Source organism: Pseudomonas sp. B21-032, from assembly GCF_024748965.1.
Lineage (GTDB): Bacteria > Pseudomonadota > Gammaproteobacteria > Pseudomonadales > Pseudomonadaceae > Aquipseudomonas.
In genome coordinates this window covers 3,881,723-3,906,734 of sequence record NZ_CP087180.1, presented here as the reverse complement: position 1 = coordinate 3,906,734, position 25,012 = coordinate 3,881,723, and the positions used below count along the sequence as shown (strand labels likewise).

3 protein-coding genes are annotated in these 25,012 nt (G+C 64.7%); all 3 read left to right on the top strand.

What is annotated here, in order from left to right; all coding sequences use genetic code 11:
• The 3 genes from LOY54_RS17950 to LOY54_RS17940 are packed head-to-tail and all read left to right on the top strand — an operon-like array spanning position 1 to position 24,966.
• Positions 1–12,372: a non-ribosomal peptide synthase/polyketide synthase gene (locus LOY54_RS17950; protein WP_258607454.1), complete on the top strand. Its 12,372-nt coding sequence runs from the start codon at positions 1–3 to the stop codon at positions 12,370–12,372.
• Positions 12,372–15,785, top strand: a complete 3,414-nt coding sequence (locus LOY54_RS17945) for an amino acid adenylation domain-containing protein (RefSeq protein ID WP_258607453.1) — start codon at positions 12,372–12,374, stop codon at positions 15,783–15,785. The genes LOY54_RS17950 and LOY54_RS17945 overlap by 1 nt, the downstream gene beginning before the upstream one ends.
• Before the next feature lie 13 nt (positions 15,786–15,798).
• A complete protein-coding gene (locus LOY54_RS17940) occupies positions 15,799–24,966 on the top strand; it encodes an amino acid adenylation domain-containing protein (RefSeq protein WP_408980524.1) in 9,168 nt (3,055 codons plus the stop codon).
• Positions 24,967–25,012: the final 46 nt, after the last annotated feature.

The window sequence follows — 25,012 nt, the reverse complement described above, 5'->3', positions numbered from 1 at the left end:
ATGCTTGAGCAACGAATGCTGGCGCTGGCTGAGCGCTTCACCCGTTTTTCCGCTGCTGAACGGCGCGCCTTGCAGGCGCGCATGCTTGAGCAAGGCCTGTCGCTGGAAAGCCTGCCGATTCCCCGGCGCGAAGACCCCAGCGAGGCGACACTCGCCTCGCATGCCCAGCAGCGGATGTGGTTTCTCTGGCAACTGGAGCCGGACTCCACGGCCTATAACCAACTGGCCGTGCTGCGCTTGCGCGGACAGTTGAATGTCGAAAGCCTGCGGCAAAGCTTCGAGGCGCTGGTGACCCGCCATGAAGTCCTGCGCACCCGTTTTGTGCTGCAGGACAGCCAGGTGTTGCAGCAGGTCGAGGCCGTTGCGCGCTTTGAACTGCAACTGCTCGACTTTAGCGGCGAGAACGGCCAGGCACTGGCGGATCAGGAGATTGAACGCCAGGCCCGGCAAGCCTTCGACCTGGAGCAGGGGCCGTTGCTGCGGGCCACGCTGCTCAGGCTGGATGCCGAGCAACATGTGCTGTTGTTCTGCACCCATCACATCGTCTGTGATGCCTGGTCCCTGCCGATTCTGGTCGAAGAAGTGACCCACGGCTATGCGCGCCTGGTCGCGGACGCCGAGCAGGCCGCACCCGCGCCGCTGGCCGTGCAATATGCCGACCATGCACGTTGGCAGCGCCTGTGGCTGGACGCCGGTGAAGCGCAACGGCAGCTGGCGTACTGGAAAGCCAACCTTGGAGAGGAGGCGGTCAAACTCGAGCTGCCCCTCGATTACCCACGCCCGGCGTCGCGCAGTGCACGTGGCGCACGGGTGCCGATTGCCTTGTCCGAGAGCCTTGCGCAAGCGGTGCGCGCATTCGCCGCGAGCATGGGCGCGACGCCGTTCATGGTGCTGCTGGCATCGTTTCAGGCGGTGCTGCATCGCTACAGCGGCGCATCGGATATCCGCATTGGCACGCCGATCGCCAATAGGACACGGGCCGAGGTCGAGCCGCTGATCGGTTTCTTCGTCAATACCCAGGTACTGCGGGCACAGGTCGATGGGCAGATCTCGTTCGTCGAGCTGGTGCAGCAGGCCAAGCAGCGCGTGCTCGAGGCCCAGGCCCATCAGGACCTGCCGTTCGAGCACCTGGTCGATGCCTTGCAGCCGCAGCGCAGCCTGAACCAGAGCCCGCTGTTCCAGGTGATGTTCAACCACCAGGTGGCGCAACCGGCGGTTGACCAGTGGCGCCTGCCGGGATTGACCGTCGAGGCGCTCGATCGGGGCAGCGACACGGTGCGTTTCGATCTGACCCTCAACACCGAGGACCAGGGCGGGGTACTCAAGGCGTCGCTGGCCTATGCCTGTGACCTGTTCGAGCCAGCCACCATCGAGCGGCTCGGCGAGCACTGGCGTTACCTGCTTGAGCGCTGCCTTGCCGAGCCGCACCAGCGCCTGGCGGAACAGTCGCTGTTCGACGATGCCCAGACTCGTCAGTTGCTCGACGCCTGCAATGACCCGCAAGCCAGCGTCCCGGCTTGCCTGCTGAGCCTGATCGCCGAGCAGGTCGCAACCCGGCCCCAGGCAACCGCGCTGGTGTTTGCCGAGGCGACCTTGAGTTATGCGCAGCTCGACGCCCAGGCCAACCGGCTGGCCCAGCGCCTGCGGGCGTCGGGGGTTGGGCCGGACGCTCTGGTGGGCATCGCCGTCGAGCGTTCGATGGCGTTGGTCGTGGCCGTGCTTGCCGTGCTCAAGGCCGGTGGCGCCTATGTACCGCTGGACCCTGAGTATCCGCGCGAGCGCCTGGCCTACATGATCGAGGACAGCGGTATCGCCCTGCTGCTGAGCCAGGCGCCGGTGCTCTCGCGCCTGCCCGCCGACCTGCCGTTGCCTGTGCAGTTGCTTGACGATCCGTCTCTGGAGCAGTGCAGCGACCAGCCTTTGCCGATTGTGCAGCAGGCCGAGAACCTCGCCTACCTGATCTATACCTCCGGTTCCACCGGCCGGCCGAAAGCGGCGGGTAATCGCTATGGGGCCTTGAGCGGGCGCTTGCAATGGATGCGCGATACCTATGCCATGAGCCCCGCAGACGCGGTGCTACAGAAAACCTCAAGCAGTTTTGATGTCTCGGTCTGGGAGCTGTTGCTGCCGTTGACCTGTGGTGCGCCGGTGGTGCTGGCGCAACCGGGCGACCAGCGAGACCCGGAGCGTCTGCTGGCGCTGATCCAGGCTCATCAGGTCAGTACCTTGCACTTTGTTCCCTCGATGCTCCAGGCGTTCATTGAAACCCCTGGGCTTGAAGGCTGTACATCGTTGCGCAATCTGTTCAGTGGGGGCGAGGCGTTGTCCCGCGAGCTGCAGCACAAGGTGCTGCAACGCCTGCCCCACGTAGCCTTGTACAACCGTTACGGGCCCGTGGAGGCGACCATCAATGTCAGCCACAGCCAACGCGCAACCGCCGGCGATACACGGGTAGGCATTGGCCGGCCGCTGGTTGATACCGCCTTGTACGTGCTCGGTGGCGGTCTTGAGGTGCTGGCCCCGGCGGCCATCGGTGAGCTGTACATCGGCGGCGCGGCGCTGGCGCGTGGTTATCACCGCCGCCCTGGGCTGACGGCCGAGCGCTTTGTCCCCGATCCGTTCGGCCGCAGCCCGGGCGCACGTCTGTACCGCAGCGGTGACCTGGTGCGGCGGGGGGCTGACGGCGAATTGCAGTTTGTTACCCGTATCGATCACCAGGTGAAGATCCGCGGCATGCGTGTCGAACTGGGGGAAATCGAGTCGCAGTTGCTGGCCCTGGCACCGGTGCGCGAAGCGGTGGTGCTGGCCGTAGACGGCAGCCTTGGCAAACAGCTGGTTGCCTACGTGGTCGCCGATGCTGGCACCCCGCCAAGCCAGCTGCGCGAGCAATTGCAGGCAGTGCTGCCGGACTACATGGTGCCCGCGCACGTGGTGCTGCTTGACCAACTGCCCGTGACGGCCAATGGCAAGCTCGACCGCATGGCCTTGCCGCAGCCCGGGCTGGAGCGCGCGCAGGAAGATTATCAGGCACCGGCCAATGAGCTGGAGCAGCGCATTGCAACGATCTGGGAGGCGGTGCTCAAGCGCCAGGCCATCGGTCGTCAGGACAACTTCTTCGAGCTCGGTGGCGACTCGATCATCTCCATTCAGGTGGTGAGCCGCGCACGCCAGGCCGGCATTCATTTCACCCCGCGCGATCTGTTCCAGCAGCAGACTGTCCAGGGCCTGGCCAGTGTCGCCCGGCTGGGTGGCGTGCAGCGCTTCGAACAAGCGCCGGTGGTCGGTGAGGTGCCATTGCTGCCGATTGCCCAGGCGTTTTTCGAGCAGTCACTGCAGGCCCCTGGGCACTGGAACCAATCGGTCCTGCTGCAACCGCGAGCGCCCTTGCAAGCCGAGCTGCTGGAGCAGGTGCTGCAAGCGCTGGTGGTGCATCACGATGCGCTGCGCTTGAACTTCCAGCGCCAGGCCGACGGTAGCTGGCAGGCCACCTACGGTGCGTTGACGCGCCTGCCAGCGGCATTGCTGTGGCAGGCTGACGTGGCGGATGAGCAGGCCCTGACCGCGCGCTGCAACGAGGTTCAGCGCAGTCTGGACTTGCAGCACGGGCCGCTGCTGCGCGGGTTGCTGGCAACCTTGGCCGATGGCTCGCAGCGGCTGCTGCTGGTGGTTCACCACCTGGCGGTCGATGGTGTGTCGTGGCGCCTGTTGCTCGAGGATATCCAGCAGGCCTACCAGCAGCTGATGGCTGGCCAAGCGCTGCGCTTGCAGGACAAGACCAGTTCGCTCAAGGCCTGGAGCGAGCGTTTGCAGGTGCGAGCCCGCGAGCGGCGCATGGACACCGAGCTGGCTTACTGGCGTGAGCAGTTGAGCTGCGCCAACGACTTGCCATGCCGTGACCCGCAGGCGAGCCTGTTGGCCAGTCACGCCCGCAGCGTCCAGACCCGGCTCGACAGCACCGCGACGCGCCAGTTGCTGCAACAGGCGCCTGCTGCCTACCGTACGCAGATCAACGACTTGCTGCTGACGGCCCTGGCCCGTGTCATCAGCCGTTGGACCGGCGACCGGCATACCTTGATCCGCCTGGAAGGCCACGGCCGTGAAGCGCTGTTTGACGATATCGACCTGAGCCGGACCCTGGGCTGGTTTACCAGCGTGTTTGCGTTGCGCCTGACGACTTGCGACGACCTTGGGCAATCGATCAAGCAGATCAAGGAGCAACTGCGCCAGGTGCCTGACAAGGGCATCGGCTACGGTCTTCTGCGCTATCTGGCCGATGAGCCGACGCGCCTGCAGTTGCGTGGCCTGGCGCAACCGCGGATCACCTTCAACTACCTGGGGCAGTTCGATGCCAGCTTTGCCGATGGGCAAGGCCTGTTTGTCCCCAGTACCGAGGACAAGGGCGAGGAGCGCAGCCCGCAGGCACTGTTGAGCAACTGGCTGACCTTGAACGGCCAGGTCTACGCGGGCGAACTCAGCCTGGAATGGACTTTCAGCGAGCAGATGTTCGACCGTGCGCAGATGCAGACGCTGGCCGATGAGTATGCCAACGAGCTGCGCAGCCTGATCAGCCATTGCTGTGATCCACGCCACCGTGGCGTCACCCCGTCCGACTTCGCGCTGGCGCGCTTGAGCCAGGCGCAACTGGACCGGCTGGCGTGCAATGGCGCGGATATCGAGGACCTCTATCCACTGTCGCCGATGCAGCAGGGCATGTTTTTTCATTCCCTCTATGAGCAGGGGGCGGGTGACTATATCAATCAGTTGCGCGTGGATATCCGCGGGCTGGATCTGCAGCGCTTCCGCGATGCCTGGCAGGCGTGCCTGCAGGCCCATGAAGTGCTGCGCAGTGGTTTTATCTGGCCTGACGATGCCGACACGCCTGTGCAAGTGGTGCTCAAACAGGTCGAGCTGCCGTTTGAGGTCCTTGACTGGCGCGGGCGGCCGGGCAGTGCCCAGGACCTGCAGGAACTGGCGGACACTGAGCGGGCACGGGGTTTCGAGCTGAGCTGCGGGCCATTGCTGCGTTTGCTGTTGGTGCGTAGCGGCGAGCATGACTATCACCTGATCCACACCAGTCATCACATCCTGATGGACGGCTGGAGCAGCTCGTTGCTGATGGGCGAAGTGCTCCAGCGTTACCAAGGGCACGCCGTGCCAGCGCGGCCTGGGCGTTATGCCGATTACATCGGCTGGTTGCAGGCGCAGGATGATGCGCGCAGCCGCGTGTTCTGGGAGGCGCAGTTGTCTGACCTCGCCGCGCCGACCCTGCTGGCACCGGCCCTGGCTGGCGCGCACGGGCGGGCCGCTAGCGGTCAGGGCCAGTACCAGGCGAGCCTGACGCCGGGGCAAAGCGCTCGCTTGAGCGAGTTTGCCCGGCAACAGAAAGTCACCCTCAATACCCTGGTACAGGCAGCCTGGCTGGTATTGCTGCAGCGCTATACCGGCCAGCCTTCAGTGGCCTTGGGCGCCACGGTGGCGGGGCGGCCGGCGGAGCTTGCCGGCATCGAACAGCAGGTTGGCCTGTTCATCAACACCCTGCCGGTCATTGCCAGCCCGGCTGCAGAGCTCAGCGTCGGGCACTGGCTGCAACAGGTCCAGGCGCAGAACGTGGCGCTGCGTGAACATGAGCAGGTGCCGCTGGCCGATATTCAGCGGTGGGCTGGACGGGCGGGCGAGCCGCTGTTCGACAGCATCCTGGTGTTCGAGAACTATCCTATTGCCGATGCGCTGCAACAAGGTGCGCCTGAAGGGCTGCAGTTCGGCGAGGTGCAGATGCAGGAGCAGACGCACTTTGCGCTGACCCTTGCGGTGGGGCTCGGCGAGGTGCTGACCTTGCAGTTCAGCTACGACCGGGCGCTGTGCGATGACACTGCGGTGACGAACCTGTGCGGCCATCTGACCCAACTGCTGCAAGGCTTTGTCGAGCAGGTCGATCAGCCGCTTGGCCAGTTGCCGATGCTGGGTGAACGCGCGCAACGCCAGGTTATCGACGGCTGGAACCATACCGCGCAGCACTATGCCGACTCGCGCTGCGTGCACCAGGTGATTGCCGACCAGGCCCAGCGCACGCCCGCGGCCACTGCCCTGGTCTTCGCCGGTCAGGCCATGTCCTACGCGGCGCTGGAGCTGCAGGCCAACCAATGGGCCCAGCGCCTGGTTGGCGCAGGCGTGGGCCCGGAGGTGCTGGTCGGCATCGCTGCCGAACGCAGCCTGGAAATGGTCGTCGGCTTGCTGGCGGTGCTCAAGGCCGGCGGCGCCTATGTGCCGCTGGACCCCGATTACCCCGCCGAACGCCTGAGCTACATGATCGAGGACAGCGGTATCGGGCTGTTGCTGACCCAGTCGGCACTGCTCGAGCGCTTGAGCCTGCCGGGCAGTCTGCAGACCTTGCTGCTGGACCGGCCCGAGGCACTGACGCCCGCCCAGGGCATGGCGCCAGTGCCGTGCACGCCTGATGCGCAGAACCTGGCCTACGTGATCTATACCTCAGGCTCGACCGGCAAGCCCAAGGGCGCCGGTAACCGCCATGTGGCCCTGAGCAACCGCCTTAACTGGATGCAACAGGCTTACGGCCTGACACCTGACGATGTTGTGCTGCAGAAGACCCCGTTCAGTTTCGACGTCTCGGTCTGGGAGTTCTTCTGGCCGCTGATGTTCGGTGCCCGCCTGGTCATTGCCGAGCCCGGCGATCATCGGGATCCTGCAAGGCTGGTTGCTTTGATCCGCAACCAGGGCGTCAGCACCCTGCATTTTGTGCCGTCCATGTTGCAGGCGTTCATGCAGGACGAGGCGGTGGCCTGTTGTACCTCGCTCAAGCGGATAGTCTGCAGTGGCGAAGCACTGCCGGTGGATGCCCAGGCGCAAGTTTTTGCCCTGTTGCCCGGTGCGGCGCTTTACAACCTGTATGGGCCGACTGAAGCGGCCATCGACGTCACCCACTGGACCTGCCGGGAAGAGCCGGGGGACAGCGTGCCGATCGGTGAGCCGATCGCCAACCTGCAAACCTGGATTCTCGATGCGAGCCTGCAATTGCTGCCGGCGGGGGTGATCGGCGAGCTGTACCTTGGCGGCGAAGGCCTGGCCAGGGGATATCATTTGCGTCCAGGACTGACCGCCGAGCGTTTCGTCGCCAGCCCGTTCGACGCTGCTCAGCGCCTGTACCGCACCGGTGACCTGGCGCGCTACCGTGCCGATGGGGTGATCGAATATGCCGGTCGCATCGACCACCAGGTAAAAATTCGCGGGCTGCGTATCGAGCTGGGCGAAATCGAGGCACGCCTGGTCGAACACGCGTCGGTTCGCGAGGCCGCGGTGCTGGCGGTGGGCGACAACGCCGCCCAACGCCTGGTGGCCTATGTAGTACCGAGCGCGGACTTTGCCAGCGCCCAGGCCGAGCAAGGCGCCTGGCGCCAGGCGCTGGACCAGCACTTGAAGGCAAACCTGCCCGACTACATGGTGCCCGCTCGCATCCAGTTGATCGAGCGGATGCCACTCAGCCCCAACGGTAAACTGGAGCGCAAGGCCCTGCCTGCGCCTGACCTGGAACCGAGCCAGCAATACGTGGCACCGGTGGCGGAGCTGGAGCGGCAGATTGCCCAGATCTGGCAAAGCGTGCTCAAGTGCGAGCGCGTCGGTTTGACCGACAACTTTTTCGAACTGGGCGGTGACTCGATCATTTCCATCCAGGTGGTCAGCCGCGCGCGTCAGGCGGGTATCCATTTCACCCCCAAACAGCTGTTCCAGCATCAGACCGTGCAAAGCCTGGCGGCGGTTGCGGCAACCGGCGCCGCGGCCCTTGAGATCGATCAGGGGCCAGCCAGCGGGCGGGTGCAGTTGCTGCCGATCCAGGCGCAGTTCTTCGAACAAGACATGCAGACACGCCAGCACTGGAACCAGTCGGTGCTGCTCAAGCCCGCCGAACGCCTGCAGGCGCCAGCACTGGAGCAGGCCCTGCAAGCGCTGGTGCAGCATCATGACGCGTTGCGCCTGAACTTCAGCGCGGCAGACGGGCAATGGCGGGCCGATTACCGCAGCCTGCAACAACAGGCGCAGCACTGGCGGCACGAAGGGCTGCTGTGGCAGGCAAGCGTGCACGACCAAAGCGAACTGGCTGCAGCCTGTGAACGGGCCCAGTGCAGCCTCGACCTTGCACAGGGGCCGCTGCTCAGAGCGTTGCTGCTCGACCTGCCTGACCAGCAGCAGCGCTTGCTGCTGGTCATCCACCACCTGGTGGTGGACGGGGTTTCCTGGCGCATCCTCTTTGAGGACCTGCAGGCAGCCTACGCCAGCGCCGTGGCCGGCACGCCCGGCAACCTGCCGGCCAAGACCAGTTCGGTGCAGGCCTGGGCTGCACGCTTGCAGCGCTATGCCCAAAGCGAGGCCGTGCGCGGGCAGGTCGACTACTGGCAGGCGCAATTGTCGGTGGCGGGCAGTGCGCTACCCTGCGACGATCCGGGCGCCAGCCTGCATAGCCGTTACGCCCACAGCGTGGTCACTCGCCTGGATGCCGGGCTCACCCGGCAATTGCTGCAAGTGGCGCCGAATGCTTACCGGACGCAGGTCAACGATGTGCTCCTGGCGGCGCTGGCGCGGGTCATCGCGCGCTGGAGCGGGCAGGCCGATACGCTGATCCAGCTGGAAGGGCATGGCCGCGAAGACCTCTTCGATGACATTGACCTGACCCGGTCGGTTGGCTGGTTCACCAGCCTGTTCCCGGTGCGCCTGAGTGCCCGTGATGACCTGGGCGCGACCCTGAAAACCGTCAAGGAGCAGTTGCGCGCGATCCCCGACAAGGGGCTGGGCTATGGCGTGCTCGGCCATTTTGCTGAACCAGGCGATCGCGCCCGGCTCACAGGGCTGGCGGTGCCGCGTATCACGTTCAACTACCTGGGCCAGTTCGACAGCAGTTTCACCGACGACGCGGCGCTGTTCACCCCGACTGGCGAGGCGCGGGGGGCCGAGCAGGGCGCCGATGTTCCACTGGCCAACTGGTTGATGCTCAATGGCCGGGTGTTTGATGGCGAGCTGAGTATCGGCTGGACGTTCAGCACGCAAATGTTCGCTGCCTCGACGGTGCAGCGCCTGGCCGATGACTATGAGCAGGAACTGGCAGCGTTGGTCGCCCATTGCTGTGACCCACGCAGCCAGGGCGCCACGCCGTCGGACTTTGCCCTGGCGCAACTGACTCAGGCACAGCTCGATCAGTTGGACCTGAGCGCAGTCGAAGACCTCTATCCGCTGTCACCGATGCAGCAGGGCATGCTGTTCCATGCCCTCGATGGTCGCGAGCAGGGCAGTTACGTCAACCAGATGAGCGTCGAGGTTTTCGGCCTCGATGTAGAGGCTTTTGCCGCCGCCTGGCAGGCCACTGTGCAGGCCCACGACATCCTGCGAACCCGTTTCATCTGGCAGGGCGTTGGCGCACGTCCCTTGCAGGCAGTGCAAGCATCGGTGGAGGTGCCCTTTACCGTTCTTGACTGGCGTCAGCGTGCCGACCTGGACGAGGCGCTGGGCGCGCTGGCGGCCAGTGAGCGCAAGCGCGGTTTCGACCTGGGCTGCGCGCCGTTGCTGCGCCTGCATGTGGTGCACTGCGACGGGCAACGCTACCAGCTGATCTACACCAGCCACCATATCCTTATGGACGGTTGGAGCAATTCACAACTGATGGGGGAGGTGCTGCAACGCTATCGTGGCGAGCAACCGGCTGCGCTGCACGGCCGTTACCGTGACTATATCCAGTGGCTGCAGGCTCAGGACGAGCAGGCCAGTGAAGCGTTCTGGAAAGCGCAACTGCAGGACCTGGTCGGCCCCACCCGGCTGGCCGCAAGCACGGCACATGACGCTGGCAACCGCCACCAGCGCGAGTACCGGCACGTGCTGGAAGGCTCGCGCAGCCAACGCTTGCATGGGTTTGCCCGCGAGCAGAAGGTGACCTTCAACACCCTGGTTCAGGCCGCCTGGGCACTCTTGCTGCAGAGTTACAGCGGCCAGCAAACGGTCGTGTTCGGTGCCACGGTAGCCGGGCGTCCGGTCGAACTGCCTGATGCCGAACGGCAGATGGGGTTGTTCATCAATACCCTGCCGGTTGCAGCCACGCCGCGCCCGGAGCAAAGCGTCGGCAGCTTCCTGCAGGCGCTGCAGGCGAAAAACCTGAGCCTGCGCGAGCATGAACATACCCCGCTGTTCGACATTCAACGCTGGGCCGGACACAGTGCTGAATCGCTGTTCGACAACATTCTGGTGTTCGAGAACTACCCGGTGTCGCAGGCCCTGGAGCAGGGCGCAACCCAGGACTTGCGTTTTGGCCGGCTCAACAGCCACGAGCAAACGCACTACCCGCTGACCTTGCTGGTTTCGACGGGCGAGGAACTGGTGCTGCAGTTCAACTATGCCTGCGCGTTGTTCAGCGATGCCCAGATCGAGCGTATCGCCAGCCACCTGGACAACCTGCTCGAGCAACTCTGCCAGGCGCCGCAACGGGCCCTCGGCGAGTTGGACATGCTAACCGGCAACGAGCGCGGGCTGCTGCTCGAAACCTGCAACAGCAATACCCTGGCCTTTGCTCACCAGCGCTGTATCCATCAGCATATCGAAGCGCAGGCCGCGCGCAGGGCTGACGCAACGGCATTGATCGACGGTCAGGCGCACATCAGTTATGCCCAGTTGAACCAGCGGGCCAATCTTCTGGCCTGTGCCTTGATCGAGCTTGGCGTGGGCCCCGAGGTGCGGGTCGGCGTGGCGATGCCGCGCTCGAGTGAAATGCTGGTGGCCTTGCTGGCGGTGCTCAAGGCAGGTGGTGCGTATGTGCCGCTGGACCCCGACTACCCGGCCGAGCGTGTGGCCTACATGCTTGAAGACAGTCGCGCCCGTGTCCTGCTGAGCCAACAGCAGGTGCTGGAGCACCTCAGCGTGCCCGCCAGCGTTCAGGTCGTGCCGGTGGAACGTGGCTATGGCGAGCAGGCGGCGACCACGCCTGGCAACCCGCAGACAGCGGTCTCGGCGCAGAACCTGGCGTATGTCATCTATACCTCCGGCTCCACCGGCAAACCCAAGGGCGTGGCGATTACCCATCGCAACGTCGGCGCACTGATTCAGTGGTCGCAGCAGGTTTACAGCCAGGAAGATATCCAGGGTGTGCTGGCGTCGACGTCAATCTGCTTCGACCTGTCGGTGTGGGAGCTGTTCGTCACCCTGGCCAATGGCGGTCAGGTGATCATGGCGCGCAATGCCCTGGAGCTACCGACGCTGGCGGCCCGCGAGCGGGTACGTTTGCTCAACAGTGTGCCCTCGGCAGTCGCGGCCCTGCAGCGTGCCGGGCAGATTCCGCCGGGCGTGCGCATCGTCAACCTGGCCGGCGAGCCGCTCAGGCAGGCGCTGGTGGAGCAGATGTATGCCAGCGGCACCATCGAGCACGTCTACGACCTGTACGGACCGTCGGAAGACACCACCTACTCGACCTGGACGCGCCGTCACCCTGGCGGCACACCGAGTATTGGCCGGCCGTTGGCCAACACCCGCGCCTACGTCGTCGATGGCCGCTTGCAGCCGACCGCCCTTGGGGTGGCCGGTGAGTTGCTGCTGGCCGGCGACGGGGTTACCCGTGGCTACCTGCTGCGCCCGGGTCTTACCGCCGAGAAATTCGTGCCGGATCCCTTCGGTGTGCCCGGCGCCCGCCTGTACCGCAGCGGTGACCTGGTGCGCTACCGCGACGACGGCGAGCTTGAGTACATCGGCCGCCTGGATCATCAGGTCAAGGTCCGCGGGTTCCGCATCGAGCTGGGCGAAGTCGAAGCACGCCTGCAGGCCCTGGCCCAGGTGCGCGAGGCTGCGGTGCTGGCGCTGCAGGGGGCGCGGGGCGCGCACCTGGTGGCCTACCTGGTGGTGGATGGCGACCTCGCGCCAAGCGCCTACGCCCAGGCCGGCGAAGCCATCAGGCACGCGCTGCGAGCCGACCTGCCCGACTACATGATTCCAGCCCACGTGCTGTTCCTTGAACAGTTGCCGCTGACCCCCAACGGCAAACTTGACCGCAAGGCGCTGCCGGCAGTCGACAGCCAGGTTGGCAGCAGCGAATTCATTGCGCCAGGCACTGAGCTGGCCTGCCAGGTGGCACAGATCTGGCAGCAGGTGCTGCAGGTCGAGCGGGTTGGCATGAACGATAACTTCTTCGAGATGGGCGGTCACTCCTTGCTGGTGGTGAGCGTCGTGTCGCGAATTCAACTTGAGCTTGGTATGAAACTGACAGCGCAAACGGTTTTTCAATTCCCGGTCCTCGGCGCCTTGGTCGCCGAGCTGGAACAGAGTGGGTCTTCGCTGAACAGTGACAAACTCAGCAGGCTCGATGCGTTGCTCGACGAAATGGAGGCCATCTGATGGATCAGCAGGTCGCCTTGAAGATTGCTCAGCGTTTCATTCTTCTGCCGCTGGAAAAACGCCGGCTGTACCTGGAAAAAATGCAGGCAGAGGGCATCTCGCCCGCCAACCTGCCGATACCGCGGGTGAGCGATGAGTTCGAACAACTGCCACTGTCTTTTGCCCAGGAGCGCCAGTGGTTTCTCTGGCAACTGGACCCTGACAGCGCCGCCTACCACATCCCCACCGCGCTGCGTCTACGTGGCCCGCTGGACATCGCCAGCCTGCAGCAGGCCTTCGACCTGCTGGGCGCGCGGCATGCCACATTGCGCACGCGGTTTGTCCAGAACGCCCAAGGTGGCACTTGCCAGGTCATTGATGCCCAGGCCAATTTGCGCATTGCGGTGCAGCCGTTGAGTGTGCCGCCGGGGCAGTCGGCCGAGCAGGCGCTCAGGCAGTTCATCAGCGCCGAAACCGCGCAGCTGTTTGACTTGCGCCAAGGGCCCTTGTTGCGGATCAAGCTGCTGACCCTGGGCAACGACGATCACGTGCTGGTGTTGACCCAGCATCACATCGTCTCGGATGCGCGCTCCATGCAGGTCATGGTCGAGGAGCTGGTGGCCCTGTACAGCGCCCGCTTGCAAGGACAGCCTTGCAGCCTGCCGGCAGTGGCGCTGCAGTACAGTGACTATGCGATCTGGCAGCGGCACTGGATGCAAGCGGGTGAGCGCGAACGCCAATTGGCCTACTGGCTTGAGCAACTGGGCGATCAGCAACCGGTGCTGGCGTTGCCCACCGACCGGCCGCGCCCGGCCAGCAGGAGCTTTCGCGGTGCACGTGTGGAGATACAGCTGGACAGCGACCTGAGCCAGGCACTGCAAGGGCTGGCGCGACAACAGGGTGCAACGCTGTTCATGCTGTTACTGGCATCGTTCCAGGCGCTGCTGGCGCGCTATAGCGGCGAGCGGGATATTCGCGTCGGAGTACCGGTGGCCAACCGCAACCGCCCGGAAACCGAGCGCTTGATCGGTTTTTTCGTCAATACCCAGGTGCTGCGTGCCGAGGTTGACGGGCACCTGCGTTTCAGTGAGCTGCTGGCCCAGGTTCGCGAGCGGGCGCTGGGCGCCCAGGCGCACCAGGACCTGCCCTTCGAACAACTGGTCGAAGCCCTACACCCGGAGCGCAGCCTGAGCCATAGCCCGTTGTTCCAGGTGATGTTCAATCATCGCAGCGACACCCCGGGCGCGGCGCCTCAGGCCGCGCTGGCCCTGCAGGTCGAGGCGGTTGGCCAGGACAGCCAGGATGCACAGTTCGACCTCACCCTGACCACCCATGAATCCGCGCAAGGCATTGGCGCCAGCCTCAACTACGCTACGGACCTGTTCGACGCGGCCACCATCGAGCGGATGCTCGGGCATTGGCAAGCGCTGCTGCGGGCGGTGGCCGCTGACCCGCAGGCACGTCTGGGCCAGCTGGCGTTGCTCGACCCGGCGCAACAGCAGTCAACGCTGCGCTGCTGGAACCCGGCGCCGCAACAGTTCCCTGTGCGCCATTGCATCCATGAACTGTTCGAAGCCCAGGTCGAACGCAACCCGGATGCGCTGGCGGTGTCGCGCGGTGAGCAGCGCTTGAGCTACGGCCAGCTCAACAACCGCGCCAACCAGCTGGCCCATCGGCTGATTGCCATGGGGGTGGGGGCCGATGTCCGGGTGGGCCTGGCGGCGACCCGCGACCTGCCGATGATCGTCGGCCTGCTGGCCATCCTCAAGGCCGGTGGCGCCTATGTTCCGCTCGACCCCAACTACCCGCAGGACCGCCTGGCCTACATGATGCAGGACAGCGGCATGTCGATGTTGCTGGCGCAGGAGCAATTGCTGGCGCAGCTGCCGGTGCCGGAAGGCGTACCAACCCTGCTGCTGGACGTGGCGGATGACGGTGATTGCAGCAACCCGCAGCTCAAGCTCGACCCGGACAACCTGGCCTATGTGATCTACACCTCGGGCTCGACCGGGCTACCGAAGGGCACCTTGCTGGCGCATGCCAATGTCGTGCGTCTGTTCGCGGCCACCGAGCAGTGGTTCGCCTTCAACAGTGCCGATGTGTGGAGCCTGTTTCACTCATTCGCCTTCGATTTCTCGGTGTGGGAAATCTTTGGTGCCTTGCTGCACGGCGGCCGGCTGGTCATGGTCGACCAGGACACTGCCCGCTCGCCCGAGGCGTTCCTGGCGCTGCTGCAGCGCGAGCGGGTCACGGTGCTCAACCAGACCCCCTCGGCGTTCAAGGTGCTGGCCCAGGTTGCCTGCGCCGCGCCCGCCGGGACGCTGGACCTGGCCTTGCGCTATGTGGTGTTTGGCGGCGAAAACCTCGAGGTCAGCAGCCTGGCGCCGTGGTTCGAGCGCTTTGGTGACGAGGCACCGCGCCTGATCAACATGTATGGCATCACCGAGACCACGGTGCACGTGACCTATCGGCCGTTGTCCAGGGCTGATCTGGGCAGTGCCCAGGGCAGCCCCATTGGCGAACCGATTGGCGACTTGTCCTGGTACGTGCTCGATGGCGACCTCAACCCGGTACCTCACGGCTGTGTGGGTGAGTTGTATGTCGGGCGCGCGGGGCTGGCCCGTGGCTATTTGAATCGCGGTGGTTTGAGTGCCAGCCGCTTTGTTCCCGATCCGTTCGGCAACCCCGGCGGGCGTCTCTATCGCACTGGAGACCTGGCGCGCTTCACCGCCAGCGGCACGGTCGAGTATGCCGGGCGGGCTGACCATCAGGTGAAGATCCGTGGTTTTCGCATCGAGCTGGGCGAGATCCAGGAGCGTTTGCAAGCCCTGGCAGAGGTCGACCAGGCCCTGGTTCTGGCGCATCAGGGCGTGGCCGGGCAACAACTGGTGGCCTACCTGATCGCTTCGCGCGCGGACATCGCCCTGGCCAGCGCCGAGGACCAAGCTCAGGCCGTGGAGCGTTTGCGCGGCTTGTTGTTGCAGGCGCTGCCCGAGTACATGGTGCCGACCCACATGGTCTTCCTCGCGGCGTGGCCGTTGACCGCCAACGGCAAGCTTGATCGCAAGGCCCTGCCGACGCCTGACCAATTGCAGGGATCACGCCGTTATCGCGCCCCGCAGAGCGCGCTCGAGTTGCAACTGGCAGAGGTCTGGCAAGAGGTACTGCAGGTGCCCCAGGTTGGCCTCGACGATGACTTCTTCAGCCTTGGCGGGCACTCGCTGCTGGCCACCCAGGTGATTGTCCGCATCCGTGAGCAGGTGAACCTCGAAGTGCCGTTGCGTGAATTGTTTCAGGCCCGCGACTTCAAGGCTTTCTGTGCGCTGGTGGCAACGCTTCAGGCGCAGAGCTCGCCGCTGGAAGACGAATTGGCTAAATCTCTGCAGGCCCTCAAACGTTTAACTGGAGATGAACTTGAAAAGCTAATTTCCTAATGAGGGTCTGGGTGTGCAAGAGCTGATCGGGGCAGTTGGAGCGCTTTCGTCGAAGGAACGCAAAGCCTTGGCGATACTGCTGAAGCAAAAAGGGATCAACCTCTTCAATGTCGCGCCGATTTTCAAGCGCAAAGCCGACGAGCCCTTGTTGTTGTCCTATGCGCAGGAGCGCCAGTGGTTTCTCTGGCAGATGGAGCCAGACAGCGCCAACTACCATATTCCACTCGCGCTGCGCCTGCGCGGCGAGCTCGACCTTGGCGCCTTGCAGCGCAGTGTCGAGGCGTTGCATCTGCGCCATGAAGCGTTGCGCACCACCTTTGTCGACGACGACCTGCAGGCTCTGCAGGTCGTCCACCCGTCCATGACTGCGGACTTCACCTGCCTGGACTGGTCGAACGAGCCTGCGTCGGCGCGTTCTGAGGCGCGGCTGAAGGCCTTCGTCGAGGAGCAGGTCGGCCAGCTGTTCGATTTACGCAAGGGGCCGCTGTTGCGCGTCTGCCTGCTGCGCCTTGATGCCGATGATCACGTATTGCTGCTCATCCAGCACCATATTGTCTCTGACGGTTGGTCCATGGAGATCCTGCTGCGCGAGATTATCGAGTATTACAGCGCGTTCACCCAGGGCCGGGCCCCGGACCTTGCGCCACTGCCGATCCAGTACGCCGACTACGCCCTCTGGCAGCGCCAGTGGATGGAGGCAGGCGAACGTGAGCGGCAACTGGCCTACTGGACTGCGCAGCTGGGTAGCGAGCATCCCTTGCTTGAACTGCCCACTGACCGACCGCGTCCGGCTGAGCAAAGTTATCGCGGTGCGCGGCTGGCGCTGAGCCTGCCCAATAGCCTGGCCGATGCGCTCAAGCGTTTCGCCGGGCAGGAGAATGTCACCCTGTTTACCCTGCTGCTGAGCAGCTTCGAGCTGTTGCTGCACCGCTACAGTGGCCAGGCCGAGATTCGTGTCGGGGTACCCTCGGCCAACCGCAACCGGGTAGAGACCGAGGGGCTGATCGGTTTTTTCGTCAACACCCAGGTGATCAAGGCCTGCTTTGACGATCAGTTGACCTTCCGCCAGTTGCTGCAGGCCGTGCACCAGACAGTGCTCGATGCCCAGACTCATCAGGATTTGCCGTTCGAACAACTGGTCGAGGCGTTGCGCCCGGAGCGCAGCCTCAGCCACAGCCCGCTGTTCCAGGTCATGTACAACCACCAGAGCGACGCGCGCACGCGTCACCAGCTGGCGGGGCAGGGCGGGCCCCTGATGATCGAGGCGCTGGCGTGGGAAAAGCACACCGCTCAGTTCGACCTGATGCTCGATACCCATGACAGCCCGAGCGGGCTTGCCGCCGGCCTGACCTACGCCAGCGACCTGTTTGAACGCGCGACCGTCGAGCGCATGGCTGCGCACTGGCTGGGCCTGTTGCAGGCGATCGTGCAACAGCCCGATCAGCGCGTCGCGGTCATGCCCCTGCTCGACAGCGATCAGTGGCAGCAACAGGTCGTGCGCTGGAACGACACGGCGATGGACTACCCCTTGGCGTGCTGCGTGCATCAGTTGATCGAACAACAGGCGCAGGCCACACCCGACCGGGTAGCCCTGGTTCTGGGCGAAGCGCAGCTCAGTTACCGCCAGCTCAATGAAGTCGCCAACCAGTGGGCACACCGCTTGCTGGGCGCAGGTGTCGGGCCCGATGTGCTGGTGGGTATTGCCGCCGAACGCAGCCTGGAAATGGTTATCGGCCTGCTGGCGGTGCTCAAGGCTGGCGGCGCTTATGTACCGCTGGACCCGGATTATCCAGCGGAGCGCCTGGCCTACATGATGCAGGACAGCGGCATGCGCCTGCTGCTGACCCAGCAATCGCTACGTGAGCGCTTGCCGGTGCCGGCCGATGTCGAATGCCTGCTGCTCGATCAACCTCAGGATGGCTGGCCTGTCAGCAACCCGGCGTGCTACCCGCACCCGCAGAACCTGGCCTATGTCATCTACACCTCCGGCTCCACGGGCAAGCCAAAAGGCGCGGCCAACCGCCACCTGGCCCTGACCAACCGGCTGTGCTGGATGCAACAGGCCTATGGCCTGGGCGAACAGGACCGGGTCTTGCAGAAGACGCCGTTCAGCTTCGACGTTTCGGTGTGGGAGTTTTTCTGGCCGCTGATGACGGGGGCACGCCTGGTGCTGGCGGCGCCGGGTGATCACAAGGATCCTGCGCGGCTGATCGAGGTCATCCGCCGTGAACAGATAACCACCTTGCACTTTGTGCCCTCGATGCTGCAGGTGTTCATGCTCGATGACCAGGCGGGTCTGTGCACCTCGCTGAGCCGAGTGATTTGCAGTGGCGAGGCGTTGCCGGCGGATGCCCAGCAACAGGTTCTGAGCCGCTTGCCGCAAGCCAGCTTGTACAACTTGTATGGACCGACCGAAGCGGCAATCGATGTTACCCACTGGACCTGTCGCGACGAAGGCCGCGACAGCGTGCCGATTGGCCAGCCGATTGCCAACCTTGGCACCTATGTGCTGGACGACGAGCTGACGCCGGTGCCCGTGGGGGTAACGGGTGAGCTGTACCTGGCCGGTATCGGGCTTGCGCGCGGCTATCATCGCCGTCCGGGCCTGAGCGCCGAACGGTTTGTCGTCAGCCCGTTCGCCAGCGGCGAGCGTATGTACCGCACCGGCGACCTGGCGCGTCAGCGCAGTGACGGGGTGATCGAGTACCGCGGGCGGATCGACCATCAGGTAAAAATCCGTGGACTGCGCATTGAGTTGGGCGAGGTCGAGGCACGCTTGCTGGAACAGGATGAAATCCACGAGGCGGTTGTTCTGGCCGTTTCCACTGGCAATGGCCAGCAACTGGTGGCGTATCTGGTGCCGGCCCGGCGCGACTGGCCTGGCGACGACCGCCAGCGCCAGGCGCAGGCGCGCGAGCTGCTGCGGTCGCGCTTGCTGGCGGCCTTGCCCGACTACATGGTACCCAGCCAACTGATGTTCCTCGACAGCCTGCCGTTGAGCCCCAACGGCAAGCTGGAACGCCGGGCGCTGCCGGTGCCTGATGCAGAGCAGATGCAGCAGGCCTATGTGGCCCCGGGCAGTGCCGTGGAAGTGGCGCTGGCGGCGCTTTGGCAAGAAGTGCTCAAGGTTGAACGGGTGGGTCTGAACGACAACTTTTTCGAACTCGGCGGCGACTCCATCGTGTCCATTCAACTGGTCAGCCGCGCGCGGCGCCAGGGCATCGTGTTCACCCCCAAAGAGCTGTTCCAGCACCAGACGGTGCAGAGCCTGGCGGCTGTCGCCCGGTCTCGCGAGGTCGGCGAAGGCGATGCAGTGGACCAGGGCCTGGTCAGTGGCGCGGCGTTGCTGCTGCCGATCCACCAGGCGTTTTTTGCCAGTGACATCCCCCAGCGTCACCAGTGGAACCAGTCGGTGCTGCTCAAGCCATCGCAGCCGCTGCAGGCCGACCTGCTGGAGCGTGCGCTGCAAGCGTTGGTGATGCACCACGATGTCTTGCGTTCGTGCTTCAGCGCCGAACAGGTGCGCTATCTGCAGCCCGAGCGCCTGCTTGCGCACTGGGCGCAGGCCCCGCTGCTGTGGCAAACTGCGCCAGTCGACCTGGCCGCGCTTTCAGTCGACTGCGACGAGGCCCAGCGCAGCCTGCAACCGGCACAAGGGCAGTTGCTGCGGGCGCTGTTGGCGACCCTGGGCGACGGTCAGCAACGGCTGTTGCTGGTGGTCCACCACCTGGCTGTGGATGGTGTGTCCTGGCGCATCCTGTTCGAAGACCTGCAACAGGCCTACACACAGTTGGCGGCAGGCCAGCCAGTGGCCTTGCCGGCCAAGACCACTTCGGTCAAAGCCTGGGCCGAACGTCTGCAAACCTATGCGCGGGGCGACAACCTGCAGGCGCAGCTGGGCTACTGGCAGCAGCAGTTGCAGGGCGCATGCGCCGAGCTGCCCCAGGATCACGCCGACGGTACGCTGCGCAGTCGCGATGCGCTGACGCTGTACAGCCAGTTGAGCCCGCAGCTGACGCGCAAGCTGTTGCAGCAGGCCCCCGCGGCTTACCGCACGCAGATCAACGACCTGCTGCTGGCAGCCCTGGCCAGGGTGTTGCAGCGCTGGACCGGCGCCGACCATTGCCTGATCCAGCTTGAAGGCCATGGCCGTGAAGAGCTGTTCGATGAGGTCGACCTGACCCGCACCCTGGGTTGGTTCACCAGCATGTTTGCGCTCAAGTTGCAGGCCTTCGAGCAGTGGAGCGACACCCTCAAGGGGATCAAGGAGCAACTGCGGGCGGTGCCGGACAAAGGCATCGGCTACGGGGTGCTGCGTTACCTGGGTGATCAGCAGGCGTGTGAAAGCCTGGCGCAATTGCCGGTGCCGCGGGTGACCTTCAACTACCTTGGGCAGTTCGACGCCAGTTTCAGCAGCGATCAGGCACTGTTCGTTCCCGCCGCTGAAAACCGAGGGCTTGAGCGCAGCCTGGACGCGCCGCTGGGCAACTGGTTGAGCCTCAATGGCCAGGTGTACGACTCGGCCTTGAGCATAGGCTGGACCTTCAGCCGCAGCATGTTCGATGAGGCGACGATCGCGCACCTGGCCGCGAAGTACAGCGAGGAGCTCGAGCGTCTGATCGAGCATTGCTGCGATCAGGGCGTTGGCGCGGTGACCCCCTCGGACTTCCCGCTGGCGCAGGTTTCGCAGGCCTGGCTTGACCAACTGCCGATTGCCGCCGGCGAAATCGAAGACATCTACCCGCTCTCGCCGATGCAGCAGGGCATGCTCCTGCACACCCTGGAAGACAACGAGTCGGCGCTTTACATCAACCAGGTGCAATTGCCGGTGCAGGGCCTGGATGTCGAGCGATTCTGCCAGGCCTGGCAGGCGGCAATCGACCGCCACGAGGCCCTGCGTACCAGCTTTCATTGGCCGGATCGGCAGACGCCGGCGCTGCAAGTCGTGCAGCGCCGGGTCAAGCTGCACGTACAGACCCTCGACTGGCAGGATCAACCCTGGGATGAACAGCGCGTCGCGCAATGTGCCAGCGCCGAACGGGCCCGCGGCTTTGATATCGGCGCCGCGCCGTTGCTGCGCCTGTTGCTGATTGGTACCGGCCCCGGGCAATACCGGATGATCTGGACCAGCCATCACATCCTGATGGATGGCTGGAGCAATTCACGTCTGCTCGCAGAAGTGCTGCAGCACTACTGTGGCGCGCAGGTTGCGGCGCCAGGCGGGCGCTTTCGCGACTTCATCGGCTGGCTGCAGGGGCAGGACGCCAAGGGCCTCGAACAGTTCTGGAAGCAGCGCCTGCAGGCCTTGGTCGAGCCGACTTCGCTGAGCCAGGCGGTGCATCCGCGGCACAGCAGCAGCGAGCCCGGTCACCGGGCGCTGTACACCCGCTGGGATGCAGCGCGCACTGCACGGTTGCAGCAGGTGTGCCGTGACTTGCGTATCACCCCCAACACCCTGATTCAGGGCGCCTGGCTGCTCTTGCTGCAACGCTACACGCGCCAGGACACCGTGGTGTTCGGCGCCACGGTTGCCGGGCGACCGGAGGGCCTGGCCAATGCCGACACCCTGCTGGGCCTGTTTATCAATACCTTGCCAGTCATTCACCGCATCAGGCCGGAACAAGCGCTGGATGCCTGGTTGCGCGACCTGCAAGCCTACAACCTGGACGTGCGCGATCATTCCCATGTGCCGCTGGCGGATATCCAGCGTTGGGCAGGCATGGGCGGACAGGCGTTGTTCGACAGCATCATCGTGTTCGAGAACTACCCGATCGATGAGCGGCTTGGCGAGGCCCGGGACAGCGGCCTGCACTTTGGCGAGTCACGCAATCACGATGTCACCAACTTCCCGATGGACCTGGCCGTCCACCTCAACGACAGCCTGTCGATCGAATACCTGCATTTGCGCAGTGCCTTCAGTGAGCAGGCCGTCGAGGGCATCCGTCACGCCATGGAGGGGCTACTGACGGCCATGCTCGAGACACCGCTGCAGCGGGTGGGTAACCTGCAACGCCTGGATACCGCGCAGTGGCAGCAACTGCAGGCCTGGGGGGCACAGCCGGCGCGGCAGTACCGTCCGCTGTCGGTGGTCGAGCTGATTGACGAACAGGCCCGGCGTCAGCCCGGGGCGATTGCGGTGGAATGTGCGGGGCAGCGCCTGGACTATGCCGCCCTGCAGCGCCAGAGCAATGCTCTGGCCGCGACCTTGATGGCGCAGGGCGCGGGCCCTGAAGTTCTGCTCGGGGTGGCCCTTGAGCGTTCGCCGCAGATGATCGTGGCACTGCTGGCCGTGCTCAAGTGCGGCGCGGCGTATGTGCCGCTGGACATCGATTACCCGAGCGAGCGCCTGGCCTACATGATCGAGGACTCGGGCATGGCCCTGGTCATTACCCACAGCGATCTGCTCGGGCGCCTGCCGCTGCCGGCGCTGTTGCCACGGGTAGAGATGGATCGACTGCCGCTCGATGAACAGCGCGTCGGGCCAGCGCTTGCCTGCGGCGATGATCGCAACCTGGCGTACCTGATCTACACCTCCGGTTCCACCGGTCAGCCCAAGGGCGTGGCGGTTACCCGCGGGCCCTTGAGCATGCACTGCCAGGCAATTATCGAACGCTACGAAATGAACGCCAGCACCCGCGAACTGCACTTTATGTCGTTTGCCTTCGACGGTGCCCATGAGCGTTGGTTGAGCGTCCTCGGCAGCGGCGGGGCGCTGGTCATTCGCGACGCCGAACTGTGGACACCGGAGCAGACGTTCAAGGCCCTTGGGCAGCAGGCAATCACCATCGCCTGCTTCCCGCCGGCCTACCTCAAGCAGGTTGCCGAGTATGCCCGCCAGTGTGGCGAGCCTGCGCCTGCGGTGAACATCTACTGCTTTGGCGGCGACGCCGTACCCGAACAGACCTTCGAGCTGGTCAAGGCAGCATTGCGCCCGCAGTACTTCACCAATGGCTACGGACCGACTGAGACCGTGGTCACCCCGCTGCTATGGAAAGTGCCGGCCGATTCGACCTGTGAAGCTGCGTATGCACCGATCGGCCGCGCCGTCGGCTTGCGCGCCTTGCAGGTCCTGGACGATGACCTCAACCCGTTGCCTGCAGGTTTCGCCGGCGAGCTGTACATTGCTGGCGAGGGGGTCGCCCGAGGCTACCATCGTCGCCCGGGCCTGACCGCCGAGCGCTTCGTACCGGACCCTTTCGGCCAGCCAGGAACCCGGGCCTACCGCAGTGGTGACCTGGTGCGCCTGCGTGAGGACGGCATCATCGACTACGTCGGTCGCATCGATCACCAGGTAAAGATTCGCGGCTTTCGCATCGAGCTGGGCGAAGTCGAGGCCTGCCTGCGTCAGCAACCCGGGGTCAGCGATGCGCTGGTCATTGCCCGTGACTTTGCCGCCGGCAAGCGCTTGATTGCCTACGCGGTCACCCCGCACGGCATCGATCAGGGGCCGGCGCTGCTCAGCGGTCTGCGCGCGGTGCTGCCCGACTACATGGTCCCGGCACAGGTTATCTGCCTCGCGGCACTGCCGATCTCGCTCAACGGCAAACTCGACCGCAAGGCCTTGCCAGAGCCGGATTTCAGCGCCGATAGCTACCTGGCCCCGCGCAGCGAGCAGGAACACCTGCTGGCGCAGGTCTGGGCCGAGGTGCTGCAAGTCGACAGGGTTGGCATCAGTGACAACTTCTTCGAGCTGGGCGGCGACTCGATTCTCAGCTTGCAGGTCATTTCCCGCGTGCGTAATCACCCGCAGCTGGACATCAACCTCAAGCTGCGCGACCTGATGCGCTACCAGACCATTGCCGGCCTGTTCGATCAGCAGGTCTTTTGCGGTGCTGCGCAGCAGGAGGACCTGAGCCATCTGGTCAGCGATGGCCGGTTCAGCCTGTTGCCGATCCAGGAATGGTTCTTCGCCCAGAACATGCCAGAGGCGCACCACTTCAACCAGGCATTGATGCTGCGCTCGCGCCAGGCACTCGAGCCGCAGGCGCTGGAGCAGGCTTTGCAGGCTGTGGTGCAGCAGCATGATGGCTTGCGCTTGTGCTTTGCCAAGGAGGGCGAACGTTGGTATCAGGCGTATCGGCCACAGCAGGCCCAGGCCGACAAGCCGCTGCTGGAGCAGGTGAGCGTGGCCGATGAGGCGGCGCTGGAAGACTTGACGGCCCGGGTGCAACGTAGCCTGGACCTGCAGCAAGGGCCATTGATGCGCGCCCTGCATATCACCTTTGCCGGCGAGCAGCGCTTGCTGCTGGTCATTCACCACCTGGCGATTGATACGGTGTCCTGGCGCATCTTGCTGCAGGATTTGCAACAGGCCTACGAGGCTTGCAGCCAGGGCAACAGCCCAGCGTTGCCGATTCGCACCAGCAGCTACCAGGCCTGGGCGACCCGTCTTGAACAACAAGCGCCGCTGCTGGTGGAGCGCGAGCTGGGGTACTGGCTCGAACAACTGCAAGACTCGGGGCAGCCTTTCCCTTGCGATAACCCCCGCGGCAAGAACCTGGTCAGCTTCCATGCGGTAGAGCGCATGGAGCTCGACGCCCAGCGCACCAGTGAACTGTTGACCCAGGTGCCGGCGGTCTACCAGACGCAGATCAATGACCTGTTGCTGGGCGCCTTGAGTCGCGTGCTGTGCCGCTGGACCGGGCAGGATGCGGCGTTGATCCAGCTTGAAGGTCACGGTCGTGAAGACCTGTTCGACGAGCTGGATTTGAGCCGTAGCCTGGGCTGGTTCACCAGCATGTACCCGGTACGCCTGGTGCCCGGTGCCGAGGATGACATCCGCGCCAGCCTGCTCGGGGTTCAGCGCCAGTTGGCGGCGGTTCCCGACAAGGGGCTGGGTTACGGCGTGTTGCGCTACCTGGCGGGCAACAGCCTCAGGCAGCAGTTTGCCGGGCTGGCCCAGGCCAGAGTGACGTTCAACTACCTGGGCCAGTTCGACCAGAGCTTTGACGAGCGCGCCTTGTTGGTGCCGGCCGAGCAAAGCGTGGGGGCGTGCTACAGCCTGCAAGCGCCGCTGGGCAACTGGCTGGAGATTGTCGGCCAGGTGTTCGACGGCCGCCTGGCCTTGCGTTGTGTGTTCAGTACCCGGCGCTATCGTCGTGAAACCATTCGCCAGTTGATGGACGACTATCAGCGCGAGCTGCAGGCGATCATCAGCCATTGCCTGGCCCAGGCCGCCTGAGCCGCCAACCTGTGTGCCGGCAAACCTTTGCCGGCACGATTCGATA

What these genes read in the sequence shown, in the direction of transcription:
- LOY54_RS17945 (WP_258607453.1), top strand. Translation starts at nt 12,372, where the DNA reads ATGGATCAGCAGGTCGCCTTGAAGATTGCTCAGCGTTTCATTCTTCTG.
- LOY54_RS17950 (WP_258607454.1), top strand. Translation starts at nt 1, where the DNA reads ATGCTTGAGCAACGAATGCTGGCGCTGGCTGAGCGCTTCACCCGTTTT.